Raw genomic sequence first — 18,091 nt, forward strand, 5'->3', positions numbered from 1 at the left:
TTTTACTTTTTGCCAAATAAATAATGTTACCTTCACCTATTCTTTGATAGATTGCCGTTCAATATCTAATAAGAATGGTTGCTCAAGATCGAGTACCATTTCACATTTAGCTTTAGAAGAGGCTTGGCTTAGAAGGTAATTCTTAGTTGATTTGAGAGTGTAGTTATACACTTCAAACAATATCTTGCCATCAGCTAACTGCTCAATAGATTTAGCTCCGTCAATAAATGTATCCATCGAAGTTGAAGGTGGAAGTCTAATAACAGTTTTAAAACTCTGTTCAATTTCAGCTAGGATCATCTTCCGTGAAATAATCCATAAAGGTGATTGAACATCATCGGGCATCATCAGAAGTTCAAACCATTGGTACTTAAGATCTTTGGGTAGATAAATTGGTTTAAAACCAGGTTCAGCTTCAAGTTCCATTAATAATAAAGGATCATCTGGGGAACGCTGGGAAAATTTGCCGATAAAAGTTCTCTTACCAAGGGTGTGCTGAAGATCCCAGTCTTGGAAGTTTTCACCTTCTTCAAGCTTGAGAAAATCATCGGAGAGATTGGTAACTGTCACTCCATCATACAAAAGAGCTTCCCCTGAAGAATGTCGAAATAATGCCCCATTCCACTCAGGAACATCGGCAACAAAACTGGTCTGTGCCAGTAGCTCGGGAACAGGTTGTTCCTCTCCCGAAATTACTTGCAAATGAATATAGTTTTTTTTCCCCCAAGATTTGCGGCGATAACCACTGACAAAAGAACGACTAAGGGTTTCACTGTAATTGGAATTTCTCTTTCCCTCGCATCTATTTAAAAGACGCTTAATTGTATGACAAGGTTGAGAATATAATTCTGGCAATTCCATAGGAGGATTAAAGTAGGCAGCTCTTTCTTTAAAGCTGACCTCCAGCATGTAATCAGCCACATTTCCGTCAATCCAAAGCCAGTTATCTTGACCGAGAATCAAGTTGGCGATAGTTCCTCCCTCTGGAGGGAGAATTAATTGGTCAATCGCTTCTGTCTCTCCTTCTCTAATCAAGAATAATTCTCTGTGATTATCATCATTGACAGCTATGGTAAATACCGCTCCGTTTCTCGATACATTTATCTTTGGTGGAGGTTCATCTTCTAATAAACTCGTCAATGGTTCTGGGGATTTCTTATTTTGTTCTATTTGAGAAAGACAATATTCTTCTAAAGATTCGGCAAAAGCACTTGGAGTGATTGCTAAAGTTGTTACGAATATTATCAAAGGTCGAGCCAAGTTAGGTTTCATGAACGGAAATCTTAAGTAATGAAAAACCAATTAGAGAATTAAGTTAGGCAATACTAAGTTAGGCAATACCAGGAAAACGACGATATTTCAACAAGAAACCACAAATCATCAGTAGGATAATAATTCCTGTTCCAATACCAATGGGGCTAGGTAGCCAAAAAACAGCTTTAATATGATTGATTTCTCCTGGATGAAGTTGCCACACTAGACTTTTTTTGTTCAGACTATCTATTGGTTTGAGATTGTCTGCTTCAGAGATGCTGTGAGCAATCCAAGGAGTATTTAACTGAAACTCTAAGTTAGCCAAAGAATCAGGATCGACAACGATCTTTTCTTGATGGGTTAAAATTCCTAACGCTCTTAAGTCGATCAGCAACTCCAAACTATTACGTTCGACAAAGATCAAATTACTTTGATGCAAAGATACCTGAGAATTTAATTGAATTAAATCGACTTTATCTTTGGGAATAGTAGCATTAGGAACGATACTTGTCTGAAAAAGCTGGTTAAATTTTTGGGCTAATTCTGCGCCATTACCAAAGGGAATTGTCAGCAAAAATTCTTGAGAACTAACCTTTTTTACCCTGCCTTTTAGCTGTCGCGATCGCGCTTCTAAACTATTCAACCACTTCTTGGTATCTGATGGGGCAAGACTGGTAAGTTGTTGATTAACTTTAATGTGCTGAGTAATTTCTCCTCTGTAAGGAGTCGCAAAATTAACTCCCACATCATAATCGACACAGCCAGTCAACAAAGTTGTCAAACATAAAACCAGGGGCAACAAAAATCTCACAACATTGCTTTTTTTCATGATTAATTGCTTACTGTTCAAGGTTTACCTTTAAGAGCTGTAAGCTATTAGCTTCTTGATGTAGTCGCTCTTTGCTGGAAACCAACAAGACCGCGCTACATCGCTATTAGCTTTAAAGTTTATCTCGTAGCGAAGTTATGCCGTAGGCTTATTTCGCTTGATGTTATGCCCTTGTGATACGAGACTTAAGTAAATGGCTTATAGCTTATGGCTTATAGCTTATAGCTAGGGCGAAGCCCGTTACTGTCGGGCGGCAACTCCCAATTGAGCAAAAAGAATATGAGGAACATAGGCACTGCTTCCGACCCATTCAGGTTGATCGCTTAAATCAACTAAATTATTAAAGGCTTCAAAAATATTTCCAGCCACCATCGTATCTTTGACCCTGCCGACAATTTTTCCTTGCTCAACTTTATAACCAAGATCTACATTGACCGAAAATTCTCCTGCCAGTATATTAGATTGTCCTGCACCAAGAACCTGATCGACGATAATACCTTCTTCTATTCCTGCAATTAAGTCATCTACTTTGGTTGTACCAGGGGTGATGCAAACATTGGCTAAACTAGGACTAGGACGAGATATACCGCCTCGAAAACCATTACCGCTAGATTGTACTCCCTGACGTGCTGCCCAACGTCTATCCCAATAGAATTGTTTAACAACTCCTTGGTCAATTAAATTTTTCTTACTAGTAGGTACTCCTTCATCATCAAACTGACAAGCAGAAACTCCTAAACTAGGATCTTCAAAGACAGTAATTTTAGGATCAAAAATCTTTTCTCCTAATTTTTCCGTTAGGGGAGATGCCTTTTGCACCACAGATTGACCGGAAAAGATCGTGCCAAACATTCTCCCCATAGTGCTGCTAACAGCACTGGGAGTAAACAACACGGGGTAGGTTCCACTACTGATAGTTGCTCCTCCCTCGGCACGCTGATATTTTTGAATTAGTTTATTTAAGATTGCTTCATAATCAGGCTGGCGATCGCGGGTTACTTCATAGGTATAAGCTTGTAAAAAGTCTTCTCCCCTTACTAAATTTCCCGATAAGATCGCGCTCAAGCTTTGGTTATTCTGCTCTGTATAAACATTCGTCGTTGTGGCTAACTTTACCTGACTAGAGCGACTATGAAAGCTAACATCAACTAAAATGTCGGAATTATACTGATGAACCTTGCTGATTAAATCTTCCCCTACATTGACTAATTTTTCAGTACTAGGAGGTTGATATTCGCTGTTTGGCTCAACTGAATTGACATCTTGAGTAAAATCAAACTCTACTGGATCGCCAATTGACGCAGTAGCGATCGCCGCATCGACTAAATCCTCTAGACGAGTTAAATCTGTAGAGCTAGCAAATCCCAGTTTATTATCAGCAATTACCCTCAGAGCAATTCCTTCTGAGGCTTTAGTTTCCAAAGATTTTAAACGATTGTTGGCAAACTCAATGGGCGTATCTTGACTCGCAACATAATAAACTTCTGCTTCGATACCCTGTTTATTTGCCCGGTCAATTACCTGCTCGACTATCCGGTCTTTCAATCTCTTGCTCCTTTTAAATTACTTTGTTATCAGTAGATTATTCTCAAAATAAGTTATTGGGATTGGGGATGAGAGATTGCAGACTAGGTAAAGCAAACTTTTTGCCTCTGTACGGGCGAACAGCCGTTCGCCACTACGACTGACTTATTACTTGCTCTTCGTTCCTCATCCCTCATTCTTCATCCTTTATCCTTTAAAAATCACTCCTCTTCCCAATCGCCATTGCGGGCTTCACTGCCACCGCCAACGGTAACTAGGTCAATCTGTTGACGATAATAGTCAACGCTTTTAACTTCTACCTCCACGCGATCGCCTAAACGGTAAGCAGTACGATTTTTTCTTCCTACTAGACAGCTATTACGGGAACGATATTCATACCAGTCATCTTTAAGTGAACTAACGTGAACTAAACCTTCTACCAGTAAATCCTCAATTTCGACAAAGAAACCGTAAGACTGTACTCCCGTGATCAGACCTTCAAAGATTTTACCGGTACGTTCCTTCATTTGTTCGGCTTTTTTTAACCCTGCCAGGTCTTTTTCGGCATCTTCTGCCTGCTTTTCCCGATCGTTTAAAAAGGGCAATTCAGTTTGAATATCAGTTTCGAGCTGCTCTTGAAGATTAGGGGGAAGTACCTTCCAGTTAATTTGTCCATGACAACTACTGCTTGTAAGATCTACACCATTTTTAGCTCTGCTATGACGGCGATCGCGTCCATGTTCAAAGACGGCTTTGAGGATACGCTGAATAATTAAATCAATGTATCTTTGACCGGGAGAAATGTAGTGAGTATAACCATCTTCGTAAGCTAAACCAAAATGCTTACCTGGTTCAGTAAGATACTTAACTGGTTTGAAAGTGCTTTGCAGCAGGTAGTTTAAAACCATTACCGCAGAAGAGGTAGCAAACTGTTCAGTGAGCCGTTGATAGTCTTGAGAAGTAACGTTGCCCTCAATATCAAGGTCTAGTTCTAGACCTAAATTACTGCCTAGCTTGAGCAAATCTTCTAAGTCTTCAACATCTGGTTCTGCTTGAGTACAGTAAATTCCAGGCAGTTCTAAAGCCTGCAAATGTTCAGCAACTACTTTCCCCGCCAGTATGGTTAATTCTGTGAGCATTGAATGTACAGGTAAAGTAGCAACCCCTAAGATTGTTCCTAAACGCCCTTCGTCTTTATAGAGGCTATTAATTTCTGGTGTACTCACTTCTAAGCCACCCCTCTGTAAACGTTGAGCTTTAACTACAGGACTAAGGGTAAAAAATAGTTCCTTGAGAATAGCAACTAGGGGAGCTAGCTTTTTACTTGGTTTTTTATCTTTACTAATTAGTGCTTGAGTTTCTTGATAGGTGAGCTGATGATCGACGGTAATTACAGTTGGTGCAATCGTATATTCAATAATATTGCCCTGGGGGTCAATGGTGATAGTAACAGAAATGGTTAAACGGTTCTTTCCGGGTATTAAGGAACAAAGCTTACTTACTTTTTCGGGAAATAATGGTAAAACTTGTTTGCGTAGATTGACTGCAGTGCCACGCTTTCTGGCTATTCGATCCAGAATTCCATCTTGCTCTATATAGTGAGCCACATCTGTAATATGAATACCTAATTGCCAGTTTTCGTCCTCAGTTTTTTCTAATGTAAAAGCATTTTCTACCCAATGAGTATTGCTTAAATTAGATTCTGCTTCAATCGAAAAAGTTAACTTATCTCGTAGATCTTGACGACGTTTAATTTCTGCTGCGGGAATACGCGCATTAGGCAATTTGGCGGTAGCAGCGAGTGCTTTTTCGGGAAAATCCTGGGGTAGGTCGTGTTTACAACTGATAATATCGACATCGGCAGCTTCTTCAGCATCACTGCCTAAAACTTTGGTCACATTACCAAGGGGTGGATGTTGCCCCAGGGGATAACGTAATACCGATACATGAACTAGATGCTCTAATGCGGCTTCTAAATCTTGACCATTTTCTTGGAGGTCTAGTTCAAATAAAAGGCGGTCATCTAAGGGTATGGCTCGATATTTTTCTTCCTTAGTGGTGATGGTGGCTAATAATGAGGGATTAGAGCGTTCTAAGATGAGCTTCACCTCTCCTTCGGGAGAGCGACGACGACTACCCTCTTTAATGATTTTGACAAAGACGCGATCACCGTTCCAGGCATTACTGAGATGACTTTCTCTGACATAGATATCATCAGCGTTCTCTTCATCTTGGATGGCAAAACAAAATCCTTTGCTGGAACAACGCAGCTTAGCTTCTACTACGTCATCCTCGTAAACGCGGCGATATTTACCTCGTTCTTTAACGAGAACACCAATTTTTTCCAGAGCATTCAAAGTAATCTGTAATTTTTGAATACTAACTTCGTCTTCACAACCAAGTTTTTTTTCCAGATTTTTGCCCGCGACTAATTTATCATCGACGAACTGGGCTAAAAGTGTAGCGATTGAAAATTCCATCTAAAAATTATCCTTATCCAATTGATTCGTTTAGTAATTACGACAGAAGCGAAGAAGACTATAGTTAACTCTTACTTAATGCTGGCACTCTTAGGTACTAATCTATCTCCCGCCAGGGTATTCTGAGATGGAAACTACCTGTTTCTCGGTTTGGCTTTCCCTGGAATTAGTGGCTTTTTAACCTAACAGAGATAATATAACCAAATATTGCTCTTAAGATTTTGACTCCAGATTGATTCTGTAAGATGAGTTGGAAGCTAACGGGTATCTAAATTTGTTGCTTTAGCAGCATAATGAGAAATATAGACTGCCCCATAATTTTTTGGGTTTGCTTCACAATTTCCTACTGATGGTAGTCAAGAAATAATTTGATTATGGATTTTAATCACTAAGATGACGAGTTAATTTATAGTCAATTCAGTATCTATTTTAAATTCTCTATGCTAATTGGCAAATTTCTTTTTTCAAATGGCAATCAGTAGTAAATTGGTACTAATTTAAAACTCTAAGTTGATAGATTTAAAGATATGATGCTAGCTAAATTTCGTCACCATTATCCCCAAGGAAGTCTGCTCAGTGAACTAGTGAAAATTGATCGGGGGCTTTTTATAGTCAAAGTTTCCATCCAAGTGCAAGATCTAATTTTGGCGACTGCTCTGGCAAGCGCAGATTGCGTCGAAACTGCGGAAGATAAGGCCAGACAAAGAGCGATCGCCGCCTTAATTTTAGACAGTGAGCAACCTATTTCCCCCCAATCAGTTATCAGCAAGTCGGCTGTGCCAGTGAAATCTAGATCGACTTCTAGATCTTCTCCATCTTCAATTCCATCCAGTCAGCCGGCTTTTACCTCAGAGTCAACAGTCGAGAGTACTAGCAACCATACTGCCAATAACAAGTTTGTCGCTCATAACAATGTGGTCGACTTGGCTGAACATCAGACTGAAATGATAAACCAGCATCGTATCTCCGAGCAAACCAATAGCTCTCCTACTCCAATGATCGAATCTCCCATACCTCAGCCTAGCATGGAGTCTCAAGTCAAGGATACAATTCAACCAACTACCGATACTAGTAGTTTATTTAGTGAAGTTTTAGTGTCCGAAACTTCGGAAACATTAATTCTAAATGACTTTAATCATCCTGATGCCGAAACTTCTTCCCCAGAAATCCATTCGGAGAGTAACATTGAAGTTGACGAAATTGACTTTAATGAAATTAAGCAAAAAACTGATATCGAAATCAAAAGATTGGGCTGGACTAAAGAAAATGGACGTGACTTTCTTAAAAGCCGTTATGGTAAACGTAGCCGTCTCCATCTGACTGACGATCAATTGCTAGAATTTCTTCATTACCTGGAAAGTTTACCTAACCCTAGTTAGGGCATGTCATCAATAATTAATTATTTAATTAATGATCTAGGATTTGTTAACATCAGGTATCTAAAGCAAAATTGCTACTTGTATCTTCGAGCCAAAATGGCAATAATATACAGTAAAGCTAAATGAAAGTTATAGGAGTTACTCGCGTAGGAGAAACCCATGTTACACCGCAAGATTTATCAACTCTGTCAAGATGGTCGTGAAGTTTGTATTTTCTTGCGGGATCAACAACGCTGGATCGAAGGCGGTCGTATTGTTGATTTCGAGGGGGATATTGTGACAATTCGCTATGAAACAGAGGAAGATGAAGAAATTAGCTCTTGGGAAGAAATGGTACGTCTAGAGAGTATTGGTGCTGTCACTCAAAAACTTGCTTCAGTATCTAAAACCAGTACTGAAATTGCAGTTTCTGACGATTGTCCAGAAGCCGAACAAATTCATCCCCAATCTCCGGAACCTAACCAGGACTGATCATACAGATACATATGAAGTTCTTAAGTTATTTGGTTTCTGGAATTGCTTCAAAAACTGGGCAATAGCCTTCAGGAATTACTTTAAAACCGTATAAAGGGGAAACTCGATTCCAACAACGTTGGTTACTGTAATGGCGACAACGATTGCAACAGTCTAGATCTGATGATATACGAGCTTGACTATGAGAGTTGAGCAGTTCTCGTTGAGATAATCCCCGAACTACCAATTCTTCTCCCTGCCAGCGAACTTGAACAATGCCAGTATCAGCAATGTTTTTCCAGCGAGAATCGTTACTAATAGTATCTGGCAAAGTGATTGCCAGCATTGAACCAACTTCATTGAGTTCACCTTCGTAATATACAGGCTGAGGTGCTTTCGGTTGCATAAAGCGATCGCCAATAGGTAACTCAACTAGTATTCCTTGGACTGGAGAATGGATTTGATAGCGGTTACGTAATTCTTCAAGGCTCGCTAGCTCTAGCAAATAGTTTAATGAGCCATGAACAAAAATCACGTGTTGCGGGCGCAAATTATGTATTAGCTGAGTAGTGTTACGTCCATCACTATGTTCTGCTAGTAAATAAGTCTCAATAGTCACATAGGATAAATTGTGCAATAACTCTAATCTTGGAGAATCTGGATGTAAATATTCTTGGGGGTGTTCAGGCAGCAATATCAACCATTCTTCTGTTTCGGCAGCAAGGTATTGCCACAGATTGCTTTTGTAATCTACTAAAACTACTCCAGGATTTTTGCTGAGAAAATAGTAGCGAGGATTCCTAAGTCTCCTCATACGGGGACAAATTCGTTCATCCCAAAATAAAGATTGATGTTTAGCAAAGTTTTGGACAGATACAGGAAACTGAGACAGTAACTCTAAATAAATATCGCAAGTCACCGCAACGGATTCATCAACCCAAATATCCAGATCGCGCCCAGTAAACTGATGATGAGAACGTAGCAGCTTAAGTATTTCTTGTCCTAAGCCAATGGCTGGAACAGGTAATAATACATTTTTTGATTCAGCGATGGCTTGGTTGATGCGTTCCATTAACTGCTTTTCTTGAAGGCGACGGTGAGGATGGCGCACCGTACCGTAGCTACCTTCTAAGATCAGTACATCAGGAGCTAGTCCTCGCAGATTTTCAATCGAAAGTCCTTCCACTAACTGAAAATTGGAAACGGAAAAGTCTCCCGTATACATTACCTTATAGCTACGCTCTGGAGTATGGTGAGTGATAATAATGGCCGCGGCTCCAGGTAAATGCCCCGCAGGAACTAGCTCTATTTGGATATCTTGACTAACATTGAAAGGCGATCGCCAGGATAATGTTTGACACCAATCCAAGTCTGGCACAACATCTTCATTAATCCAATGAGAGGGTAGTAATTTAGCTGTAACTTCGCTAGTGTAGATTGGCAGTTGAGGAAAAGCTTGATGTAGATCTAATAAACCCCGACAGTGATCTTCATGAGCGTGAGAACAAAAAACTAAATCTGCTGGAGGTTGTTCCTGATTTAGCAAAACTTGCAAGTCTTCTAAACCGCAATCTAGTAATATACGGTAGTTACCGATACGCAGAAGCAAGCATACCCCTTCATCTTCGTGACCTGCCGCATACACTTGACAGGATAAAGGCAGGGAACTAAAAAAAGCTTGTCCCTGACTTTTACTCATACAAAAACTCCCAAAACTTAGACTTAAAAAATCAGTAGACATCAATTGTCTCTTTGTTATAAATCTTAAGTTATCGGCGAGACAAAGTTTAATTTAATCTAAAGAGAGATTAAGTTTGAGGGCGAATCAAGGAAGTTTTCAGTACATAAACACTGCAATCAGACTTTGAGCACTGTAGATTAATCTAGTGTGCGGAACCATTACCATCATATTTATCAGTATCGTAATAACCGCCCTTAGTGCCGAAGAACAAACAAGCGATCGTAAAAATCCCCGTCAAAACAAGCAAAACTAACTTGACATCCATAATTTTTAACTGTTAATACTAAATTCCCTTATACATAATAGTCCTTTCTATCAACTGTAATTCTGCAATAAATCTATCATTCTCAGCAATGTTATTTTCAATACCAATAACTAAATAGCTTCTTCGATCACTTCTGAAGATTCTTGTGATATTGGTGCCGCCAGAGGAATTTCTTCTACTTCGGGTAGCTTTTCTAATAGTAAACGAGAAGACTGATTTCCTCCAGACAAGCGCTTTAATAGCTTCGGTCTAGGGTCGTGGATCAAATAATAAATTTCGTCACCTATTTGCCAGTCTTCTGCTGCTACGGCTACCTGGAGACTACCCCGATGTCTGACTAAAAGTGGTAATACTTCTCCCGCACGAATTAAAGCACGTAGATGAGCTAATTTAAAGGAAAAATCCGGCTCTTTTAGCACTGTCCAACCTAGTTTGATTTGTCCATCGTCAATATAGTTATTCCAGGTTTTGATTTGTAATTGGGGAATCAATGCTTGATTTACTTTGGTTTTACCATTACTTTCTAGCGAACTATTGCTAGGAAATGCAGCTAGTACTCTAGGAGGCTCAAATTCTTCTACCGCTCGTTGAGCCAAGACTAAATTAACTTCACCATTATTGGTAAGAGCCAAAAATGTCCCCATAGATTCAATTCCTGCCTCTGCCAATACCTCCGTATCCAAGGCACTACTTTGAAACACGGGCAATCGTTCTGCCTCAGCTTTTTTACAGGCTTCGGGATCAGTATCAATCATTACTACCGACTCACCCAATTGTTGAAACAGACGTCCCACAAAACGGCCTAAAGCATTACAGCCAATAATTACTGCTCCCTTGGCATCACTAGAGGTAATTTGTAGCCAACCTGCTACCCAGCGTGCTGTCAAACCTTGGAAAAATACGGTCATCAAAATAGTTAAAAAAACTAAAGCTTTGATGGCATCTCCACCATTAATCCCTTTCTCAGTCAGTAAAATAGCGAATAAAGAGGCTACTGATGCCGAAACAATACCTTTGGGTGCAACCCAAGCTAAAAATATTTTTTGTCGCCAGTTCAGAGTGCTATTCCAAGTACAAACAGCGATACTAATTGGTCTTACTACTACCATCAAAACAAAAACCGCCAATACGCTACCCCAACCCAAAGCGAAAACACTGTCTATGGATAGGTCGGCAGCCAACAAAATAAATAATACAGAAACACAGAGAACTGTAAGCTGACCTTTAAATCTTTTCAATAGTCTTTCTTCGGGAATAGCTGAGGCTTTGAGCATAATACCAGCTATAACCGTTGCCATTAACCCCGACTCGCTACGTAAACTCTGCGAGAAAACGAATAGTCCCCAAACTGCAGCTAAAACTACTAAATTTTTCAGCTCTTCTGAGAGATTATTCGCTTTTTTAAGTAATAATCCCAATAACCAGCCGCCAACGCCACCAACAATTGCTCCAACTCCCAAACGCAGTACTAGACCGCTCATTATTTCCAGAGGGGCAGCGCTAGTACTGAGAATTGTATTGAGGACTACTACTGCTAAGATTGCGCCAACAGGGTCAATTAGAACTCCTTCTCCTTCCAAAAGAGCTGCTACTTGACGGTCTACCCTTACCTGTTTTAGTAAAGGACCGATTACGGTAGGACCTGTTACTACTACTAAAGAGGCGTAAAGAAAAGCAATAGACCAGGGAAACTCTGCTAGCCAGTGAGCTGCCATTCCCCCTCCTACTAAGGTAATTAGAGTACCAACAGTTACTAGATTTCTTAAGCTACCAGAAACTTTGCCTAAGTCTCGTAGTTCTAGGTTTAATCCACCTTCAAATAAGATGATTGCCACCGAAAGAGCAACTAATACTTCTAACCCTACACCCAGCTCATGAGGATGGAGTACGCTGAAACAATCTGCTCCTAACAAAATGCCAAACAATAGTAAGAAGACAATGCTGGGGACCTGAAAATACTCTGCTACCACTTGCGCACTAATACCTGCAAGAACGGCAACTGCTATTTGTAGAGTGATTTCAAAAGATCCTTCCATAAGCTGATTACAAAGGTTAGCGTTCGAGACAGATTATCAGTTCGATTACTAGAGAAAACAATTTATTAAAATTGCTTAACTTTATCAAGAATTTACTTACTTTATTTGGTCTTATTTATTGTAATTTAAGACTATTGATTTTCAGGAAAAACAGATATCAAAATTCAACTTAGTACAGAACTGTTTTTTTCTGGAAATATTCTAACATCTCCGTTATGAATAAAAATTTAAAACACTTTAAAAAGCTCTTATCCATTGCAGCAGAATAAAGATAGACTGGTGATGGCTTATCTACTGACCAGAGAAAAACTAAATTTAGAATTGAATCAAGGTTATAAACAGGAAAATTATTGATAAATATTCTAGATATTTACTACCTTAATTGAAAAAACCAAGAATTTGCACTTTTTAACTGTCTCAACTTATGCCTTCTCATCCTACACCTACATCGAGACGCTTGCCTGATCAACTACGCCAAGGTGAAATTTGGTTAGAGTACTTTTGTATTGCTAGTTTGTTTTTCGCCGCTTTAATTTTATTTTTGGTTAACTTAGGCAATCTGCCTCTATTGGATCCAAATGAAGGAATCGTTGCTCAAGTTGCTCAAGAAATTTATCAGGGAATGGGGACATCGCTCAACTCTATATTTCCTACTTTGTGGGGAAGACCCTATTGGGAGCAACCCCCTTTAGTTCATAATCTAATTGCGATCGCCTATAAAATTGCCGGGGTTAATGAATTTGCCACTCGTTTACCCGGAGCTTTGCTGGCTTCTATTTCGGTAATCTTGATTTATCAAATCGGTCGCGAAATTTTTATCGCTCGCCTTCCTGCTTTATTTTCGGCTTTAGTTTATTTAACTTGCCTGCCAATTGTGCGCTTAGGACGCCTGGCAATGTTAGATGGTCCCTTACTATGCTTCGAACTCCTGGCGGTTTGGGGCATTTTACGCTCACGTCGAGACTTAAGATGGTCATTGGTGGCTGGCATTGGTTTTGGATTGATGAGCCTGACAAAAGGAATTGTTAGCTTACAAATACTGGTAATTGTTCTGGTATTTCTATTTTGGGATACCCCTCGTTTGCTGACTTCTATTTATTTGTGGACTGGGTTGGCACTAGGGGTTGCCCCTGGCGTTGCTTGGTATGTTTGTCAGTGGTTCCACTACCCAGAATTGAAAACCGCTATCGATTTTGTCAACTTGATCTTCGGTCAGATTTCTCTGACGAAATCCGAATTAAAGCAGCTGCAACCAATTGGCTATTATCTGATAGTTGGCTTGCAATACGTCATCCCCTGGTTGATAGTCATACTTGCTGGTCTAAAATCAGCTAGTAGAAATCTTCAATGGAGCTGGGGAAAGTTACTTACGGTTTGGACGGGAGTTTACCTGGTCCTCAGTTTTTTGCTAATTAATCAAAATTATTGGTCTTTTATACCTCTATATCCAGCATTGGCATTGGCAGCAGGTAAAAAGCTGGACTTGATTCGCAATTTACCCAGCTATATTGTTTATCCCCGTACTTGGAGTTATGGTTTCGCTTTGATGGCAGTATTAGCAGCTTTTGCCGGACTACATTGGGGTATACGAGACTATGTCGATTTTTACTTGCCGTTTATCTGTGGTTCATTAGCGATTACTTTTGCTGCCACGGCCATTGTACTCACTCAACAGGAACAACAGTTTATTCCTTTGCTTTTTTGGGGGCTTTTTATCTCAATTTTGATCTTAGTTATTTCTCCCCATTGGCTGTGGGAACAAAAAATAACTGAACCCATCAAGCCTATTGCCGAGATGCTTAAAAAGCATACTCCACCGCAGACTATAGTCTATACATCAATGCTAGAACCTAGACCTAGTCTGAATTTTTATAGCGATCGCCAAATTATTCCTCAGAACCCTGCTCAGCTCAAGCAGTATTGGCAACAGAATTCGACAGCTTACTTACTGTTGAAACCTGACATAATAAAGCGTTTAAATCTGCCTCAAGAGGCTGTAATCAAAGATGACGAGTTTAAATCTCTTACCTGGAAACTAGTCACCAAATTACCATAATAATTAATTTTAACAATGACAACTATATAGATAGTAGGATTTGACAATTATCACCGTCGTCTAGATAATCGAATATAAAATTGAGGATAAACGGTTGACTATTGAAAACTCAACCGTAACCCTCTGACCAAAAATTAAATTATATTTTGAAATTTCCAAATAACTATTTTGCAGAATACCTTACAGATATTTATTTAAAGCTTATTCTTCTTCATCCGCTCCAATTTGTCGTAAATGAATATGCTTCCTGCCCAAAGTTATTTCAAACTCATCTCCTTGTTTTAGACCCATTTTTTTGGTGTAAGCAGAGCCAATTAACAAGTTACCATTAGATTGAACGCTAATACGATAACTAGCAGAACGTCCTCCTCTACCTTGACCATTAGAAGTGCTGTCTAATTCAATTCCTTCAGCATCAATTAGGGCATTAAGGAACTTCATCATATTGACTCGTTCTACACCATTTTTGGTGACTGTATAATATCCACACCTTTTCGCTTTTTCCTCCTTAGGGAGATTACCAAGCTCTTTTACTTTATCGATTAATATTGCACCTACTAAAGGTTGAGGTTGGGTTGCTTTTGCCATTAACTTGAAACAACTAAAAATTTATTTGGTTTACAGATTAGCTTTTAGCTAAAGTTATACAAAGGTAAAATGTTTTGCTTTGCTATCTTCAATATAGAACTATATTACACTTATCGAGCATAATTAACTAAATTAAAATTTAAAATTTAACTTTGATAGGTATAGTTGACACTTTTAAAAATAACCTAGTTAACTTTAGTCAAAAAATATCGAGTTATCTACATAAGATTTAACTAAGGATTTAAAACAGTAATGAAATTAACTACTCGTGGTCATTATAGTGTAAAAGCATTATTAGACCTTAGTTTGCAGCCAGAATATCAACCAACATCAGTAAAAATGATCGCCCGAAGACAGGATTTACCTGCACCTTATTTGGAAAAATTATTGATTGAAATGCGTCGAGCAGGAATTGTGAAATCAATTAGAGGAGCAAAAGGAGGTTATCAATTAGCCAATAAACCAGAGCAGATTTCTTTAGGAACAATTTTAGAGGCTGTGGGAGAAACTATTGAACCTTTAGCTAATTACTCTCCTGATAATAATTTAGCTGAAGATTGGGTGACGTTTAGTTTGTGGCAAAGATTACATCAAAAAATAAAAGAAGCTCTTTATACTATCACATTAGCTGATTTATATTACGATGCTCGTAGCTGGCAAGCTGCACAAGGAGAAGAGAATAATTTTGTTGTTTAACTCCATAAATATTTATGACTAAACTCCAAGAACCCATAGTTTATGAAGGCGGTTGTCATTGTGGTGCTGTAAGATTTCAAGTATTAGTCGATAGCTATGTAGTACACGATTGTAATTGCTCTATTTGCCGCAAAAAAGCCTTTTTACACTTGATTGTACCCCAAGAAAATTTCACCCTGTGCCAGGGTAAAGATGTCTTAACTTCTTATACTTTTAACACTAAAGTAGCTAAACATACTTTTTGCTCAATTTGTGGTATTCATTCTTTTTATTATCCGCGTTCTCATCCCGACATGATTGATGTTAATATTCGCTGTTTAGATCGAGATTTAATCGACAAATTTACAATTAGACCTTTTGATGGTCAAAATTGGGAAAGGAACATCGATCAAATTCGTGCTTAACTATCTAGAACTTGCTATTTTTTTCGACACTATCAATTCAATATTCAGGTTGGATTTTACTTTTGGCAGCCATTGAAGACTATTTAATTGGGGACCCCTGGGAATGGCCTCATCCCGTACAAGTCATGGGCTGGCTGATTAAAAACTACACCAATTTAGCTCTTAAATTCTGTCAACCTGGTTGGCAACGACGTCTTGCGGGAGTATTTCTTGGCTTAGGATTAATCGTTGGTAGTGGATTAGCAGGCTGGCTCGTAATTGAGAGTTCTCAAATTATTCATCCATTCTTGGGCTCCGTTATGGAAATAGTTTTACTGGCTAGTTGTTTTGCGGGCAAGAGTCTAGGAGATGCAGTCCAAGACGTATTGCAACCATTCTTGGCTCGAGACTTAGAGACTGCTCGTTCCCGCCTGAGTAAATATGTGGGTCGAGATACCGATAATTTAGCAGAGTCAGAAATATTGCGAGCACTGCTAGAAACAGTGGCCGAAAATGCAGTCGATGGGGTTACTAGCCCTCTTTTCTACGCTATTCTAGGCTCCCTAATTTCAGATTTGGGAGTAGTTCCCTTAGCCTTAGCTTATAAAGCTGCTAGCACCCTAGATTCGATGGTCGGCTATCGTCGTGAACCTTACACTGATCTAGGATGGTTTAGCGCGCAGTTAGAAGATCGTTTAACGTGGATTCCCTGTCGTTTAACTGTACTTACTCTGAGCTTATTTTCAGGTAGACCTCGACAAGTATTGGCTATTTGTCGTCGAGATGGCATCAAAGATCCTAGTCCCAATTCTGGTTGGAGCGAAGCTGCTTATGCTGCAATTTTACGGGTGCAGCTAGGAGGGAAAAATACTTATCGAGGGATTATCCAAGAAAAACCTCTGGTGGGGGATGGAGAGTCTACGATTTCTGAGGAGAAAATTAATCGCGCCCTCACTCTAACTCGCTACTGCTTCGTGTTGTGGCTGGCGATCGCACTTGTCATCTTGGCTTGACTATAACCTTAAACAGTCCAAATTCTTATTTATTTCTCAGGATTTAGTTAGCTTGCTTTCAGCTAATTTGGAGAATTTAAGATTGTAAATTACACCCAAAATTGTTCGGCAATCCACCTCAAGTTTGAGGTTTTGCATAACTGTTTTTGATAGATCATATTTATTAGTGAGTTTAACTGTCACGGTAGTTTCTGTAATCGACAATATATCAGCTAAGAGGAAATCAATTTTTAATCATAAATAGTTGAACCTTTAATTCAGAACAAACGTCTAAAAGTATAGTCGGACAGTTCAAACTAGTGAAGTATCGCTGACTTTTAATCAGTTTATAAGGAGTCATAACTGTACAGATGCCCAAAGCCAAAATTGACAAATCAACCCCCAAAAGTAGCTATTCGTCAGATATGGTTAGAACCTATCTACATGAAATTGGACGGGTACCCTTGTTAACCCACGAGCAAGAAATTGTGTTGGGAAAACAAGTACAGAAAATGATGATCCTGTTAACCGAAAAAGAAGAATTAGAGCGTCAGCTAGAAACTAAGCTCAGTCTGAAGGAGTGGGCCCAAAAAGTCCAAGTGAGTGAAATAGAACTTAACAGGATTATTCAAGAAGGTCAAAGAGCCAAACGAAAAATGATTGAGGCCAACTTGCGTCTGGTAGTAGCGATCGCTAAAAAATACCAAAAACGCAACATGGAATTCCTCGATTTGATTCAAGAAGGCAGTTTAGGTTTAGAAAGAGGTGTAGAAAAATTCGATCCCACCAAAGGATATAAATTTTCCACCTATGCCTACTGGTGGATTCGTCAAGCCATTACTAGAGCGATCGCTCAACAGGCTCGCACAATCCGTTTGCCAATTCACATTACCGAGAAGCTCAATAAAATCAAGAAAACTCAACGAGAATTAGCTCAAAAGCTAGGGCGTAGTGCTAACCCTGAGGAGATAGCTCATGAATTGGATCTAAAAACGGCCCAAATTCGCGAATATCTCAGTATCGCTCGTCAACCAATTTCTCTCGATGTGAGGGTTGGCGATAATCAAGATACAGAGTTATCAGAATTACTCGAAGATGATGGCATTTCTCCAGATCGTTATGCAACTCAACAGCTATTACGTCAAGATTTATTTAGTTTGATGGCGGATCTATCTCCTCAACAACAAGAAGTGATTTCTTTACGTTTTGGTTTAGAAGATGGTAAGGAATTATCCTTAGCAAAAATCGGTCAAAGAATGAGTTTAAGCCGAGAGAGAGTGCGTCAATTAGAGCATCAAGCTTTAGCACAGCTTAGAAGACGTAGAAGTTATGTTCGGGAATACGTTGCAAGTTAAAACTTTCAAGATATTTCCCCTAATAACTGGCGATCTACACTAGTTTGTTATAAATTCGAT

15 protein-coding genes are annotated in these 18,091 nt (G+C 39.2%); 7 read left to right on the forward strand and 8 right to left on the reverse strand.

The window, feature by feature from the left end; all coding sequences use genetic code 11:
- Positions 1 to 36 precede the first annotated feature (36 nt).
- The 4 genes from PLEUR7319_RS0106445 to PLEUR7319_RS0106460 all read right to left on the reverse strand — a co-directional run bounded on the left by PLEUR7319_RS0106445 (position 37) and on the right by PLEUR7319_RS0106460 (position 6,087).
- A complete protein-coding gene (locus tag PLEUR7319_RS0106445; protein WP_019504385.1) occupies positions 37 to 1,272 on the reverse strand; it encodes a hypothetical protein in 1,236 nt (411 codons plus the stop codon).
- Between the two features lie 58 nt (positions 1,273 to 1,330).
- A complete protein-coding gene (locus PLEUR7319_RS0106450; RefSeq protein ID WP_019504386.1) occupies positions 1,331 to 2,083 on the reverse strand; it encodes a DUF3153 domain-containing protein in 753 nt (250 codons plus the stop codon).
- Positions 2,084 to 2,323: 240 nt separating this feature from the next.
- The gene (locus PLEUR7319_RS0106455) at positions 2,324 to 3,628 is read right to left on the reverse strand and encodes a TldD/PmbA family protein (RefSeq protein WP_019504387.1); all 1,305 of its coding nucleotides are present in this window, start codon (positions 3,626 to 3,628) and stop codon (positions 2,324 to 2,326) included.
- A gap of 200 nt (positions 3,629 to 3,828) precedes the next feature.
- Positions 3,829 to 6,087 carry a ribonuclease R family protein gene (locus tag PLEUR7319_RS0106460; RefSeq protein WP_019504388.1) on the reverse strand — a complete coding sequence of 753 codons (2,259 nt, stop codon included), beginning with the start codon at positions 6,085 to 6,087 and terminating at the stop codon, positions 3,829 to 3,831.
- 527 nt (positions 6,088 to 6,614) lie between these two features.
- Between PLEUR7319_RS0106460 and PLEUR7319_RS0106465 the strand changes: the two genes are divergently transcribed.
- Complete coding sequence (locus tag PLEUR7319_RS0106465; protein ID WP_144054260.1) at positions 6,615 to 7,466, forward strand: hypothetical protein; 852 nt, start codon at positions 6,615 to 6,617, stop codon at positions 7,464 to 7,466.
- A 159-nt stretch (positions 7,467 to 7,625) separates the two neighbouring features.
- Positions 7,626 to 7,937, forward strand: coding sequence for a DUF6679 family protein (locus PLEUR7319_RS0106470; RefSeq protein ID WP_019504390.1), 312 nt, complete (start codon positions 7,626 to 7,628; stop codon positions 7,935 to 7,937).
- Between the two features lie 28 nt (positions 7,938 to 7,965).
- On the opposite strand, the gene PLEUR7319_RS0106475 is transcribed toward PLEUR7319_RS0106470, so the two are convergent.
- The 3 genes from PLEUR7319_RS0106475 to PLEUR7319_RS0106480 all read right to left on the reverse strand — a co-directional run bounded on the left by PLEUR7319_RS0106475 (position 7,966) and on the right by PLEUR7319_RS0106480 (position 11,961).
- A complete protein-coding gene (locus PLEUR7319_RS0106475; protein WP_026102349.1) occupies positions 7,966 to 9,618 on the reverse strand; it encodes an MBL fold metallo-hydrolase in 1,653 nt (550 codons plus the stop codon).
- Positions 9,619 to 9,802: 184 nt separating this feature from the next.
- Positions 9,803 to 9,925: a hypothetical protein gene (locus PLEUR7319_RS43075; protein ID WP_036798753.1), complete on the reverse strand. Its 123-nt coding sequence runs from the start codon at positions 9,923 to 9,925 to the stop codon at positions 9,803 to 9,805.
- A 110-nt stretch (positions 9,926 to 10,035) separates the two neighbouring features.
- The gene (locus tag PLEUR7319_RS0106480; RefSeq protein ID WP_019504392.1) at positions 10,036 to 11,961 is read right to left on the reverse strand and encodes a sodium:proton antiporter; all 1,926 of its coding nucleotides are present in this window, start codon (positions 11,959 to 11,961) and stop codon (positions 10,036 to 10,038) included.
- Positions 11,962 to 12,385: 424 nt separating this feature from the next.
- Here PLEUR7319_RS0106480 and PLEUR7319_RS0106485 point away from each other — a divergent pair, with 424 nt between their 5' ends.
- Complete coding sequence (locus PLEUR7319_RS0106485; protein ID WP_019504393.1) at positions 12,386 to 14,017, forward strand: glycosyltransferase family 39 protein; 1,632 nt, start codon at positions 12,386 to 12,388, stop codon at positions 14,015 to 14,017.
- Between the two features lie 201 nt (positions 14,018 to 14,218).
- Here PLEUR7319_RS0106485 and PLEUR7319_RS0106490 read toward each other — a convergent pair whose 3' ends face one another.
- Complete coding sequence (locus tag PLEUR7319_RS0106490; protein ID WP_019504394.1) at positions 14,219 to 14,605, reverse strand: AbrB family transcriptional regulator; 387 nt, start codon at positions 14,603 to 14,605, stop codon at positions 14,219 to 14,221.
- A gap of 252 nt (positions 14,606 to 14,857) precedes the next feature.
- Here PLEUR7319_RS0106490 and PLEUR7319_RS0106495 point away from each other — a divergent pair, with 252 nt between their 5' ends.
- The 4 genes from PLEUR7319_RS0106495 to PLEUR7319_RS0106510 all read left to right on the forward strand — a co-directional run bounded on the left by PLEUR7319_RS0106495 (position 14,858) and on the right by PLEUR7319_RS0106510 (position 18,031).
- Positions 14,858 to 15,301: an RrF2 family transcriptional regulator gene (locus tag PLEUR7319_RS0106495; protein WP_019504395.1), complete on the forward strand. Its 444-nt coding sequence runs from the start codon at positions 14,858 to 14,860 to the stop codon at positions 15,299 to 15,301.
- A 14-nt stretch (positions 15,302 to 15,315) separates the two neighbouring features.
- On the forward strand, positions 15,316 to 15,705 hold the full coding sequence (locus PLEUR7319_RS0106500) for a GFA family protein (protein WP_019504396.1): 390 nt from the start codon (positions 15,316 to 15,318) through the stop codon (positions 15,703 to 15,705).
- Positions 15,706 to 15,758: 53 nt separating this feature from the next.
- Positions 15,759 to 16,697: an adenosylcobinamide-phosphate synthase CbiB gene (cbiB, locus tag PLEUR7319_RS0106505; RefSeq protein WP_371265394.1), complete on the forward strand. Its 939-nt coding sequence runs from the start codon at positions 15,759 to 15,761 to the stop codon at positions 16,695 to 16,697.
- A gap of 350 nt (positions 16,698 to 17,047) precedes the next feature.
- Positions 17,048 to 18,031, forward strand: a complete 984-nt coding sequence (locus PLEUR7319_RS0106510; protein ID WP_019504398.1) for an RNA polymerase sigma factor, RpoD/SigA family — start codon at positions 17,048 to 17,050, stop codon at positions 18,029 to 18,031.
- Positions 18,032 to 18,091: the final 60 nt, after the last annotated feature.

Origin of the sequence: Pleurocapsa sp. PCC 7319 (assembly GCF_000332195.1) — a bacterium.
GTDB lineage: Bacteria > Cyanobacteriota > Cyanobacteriia > Cyanobacteriales > Xenococcaceae > Waterburya.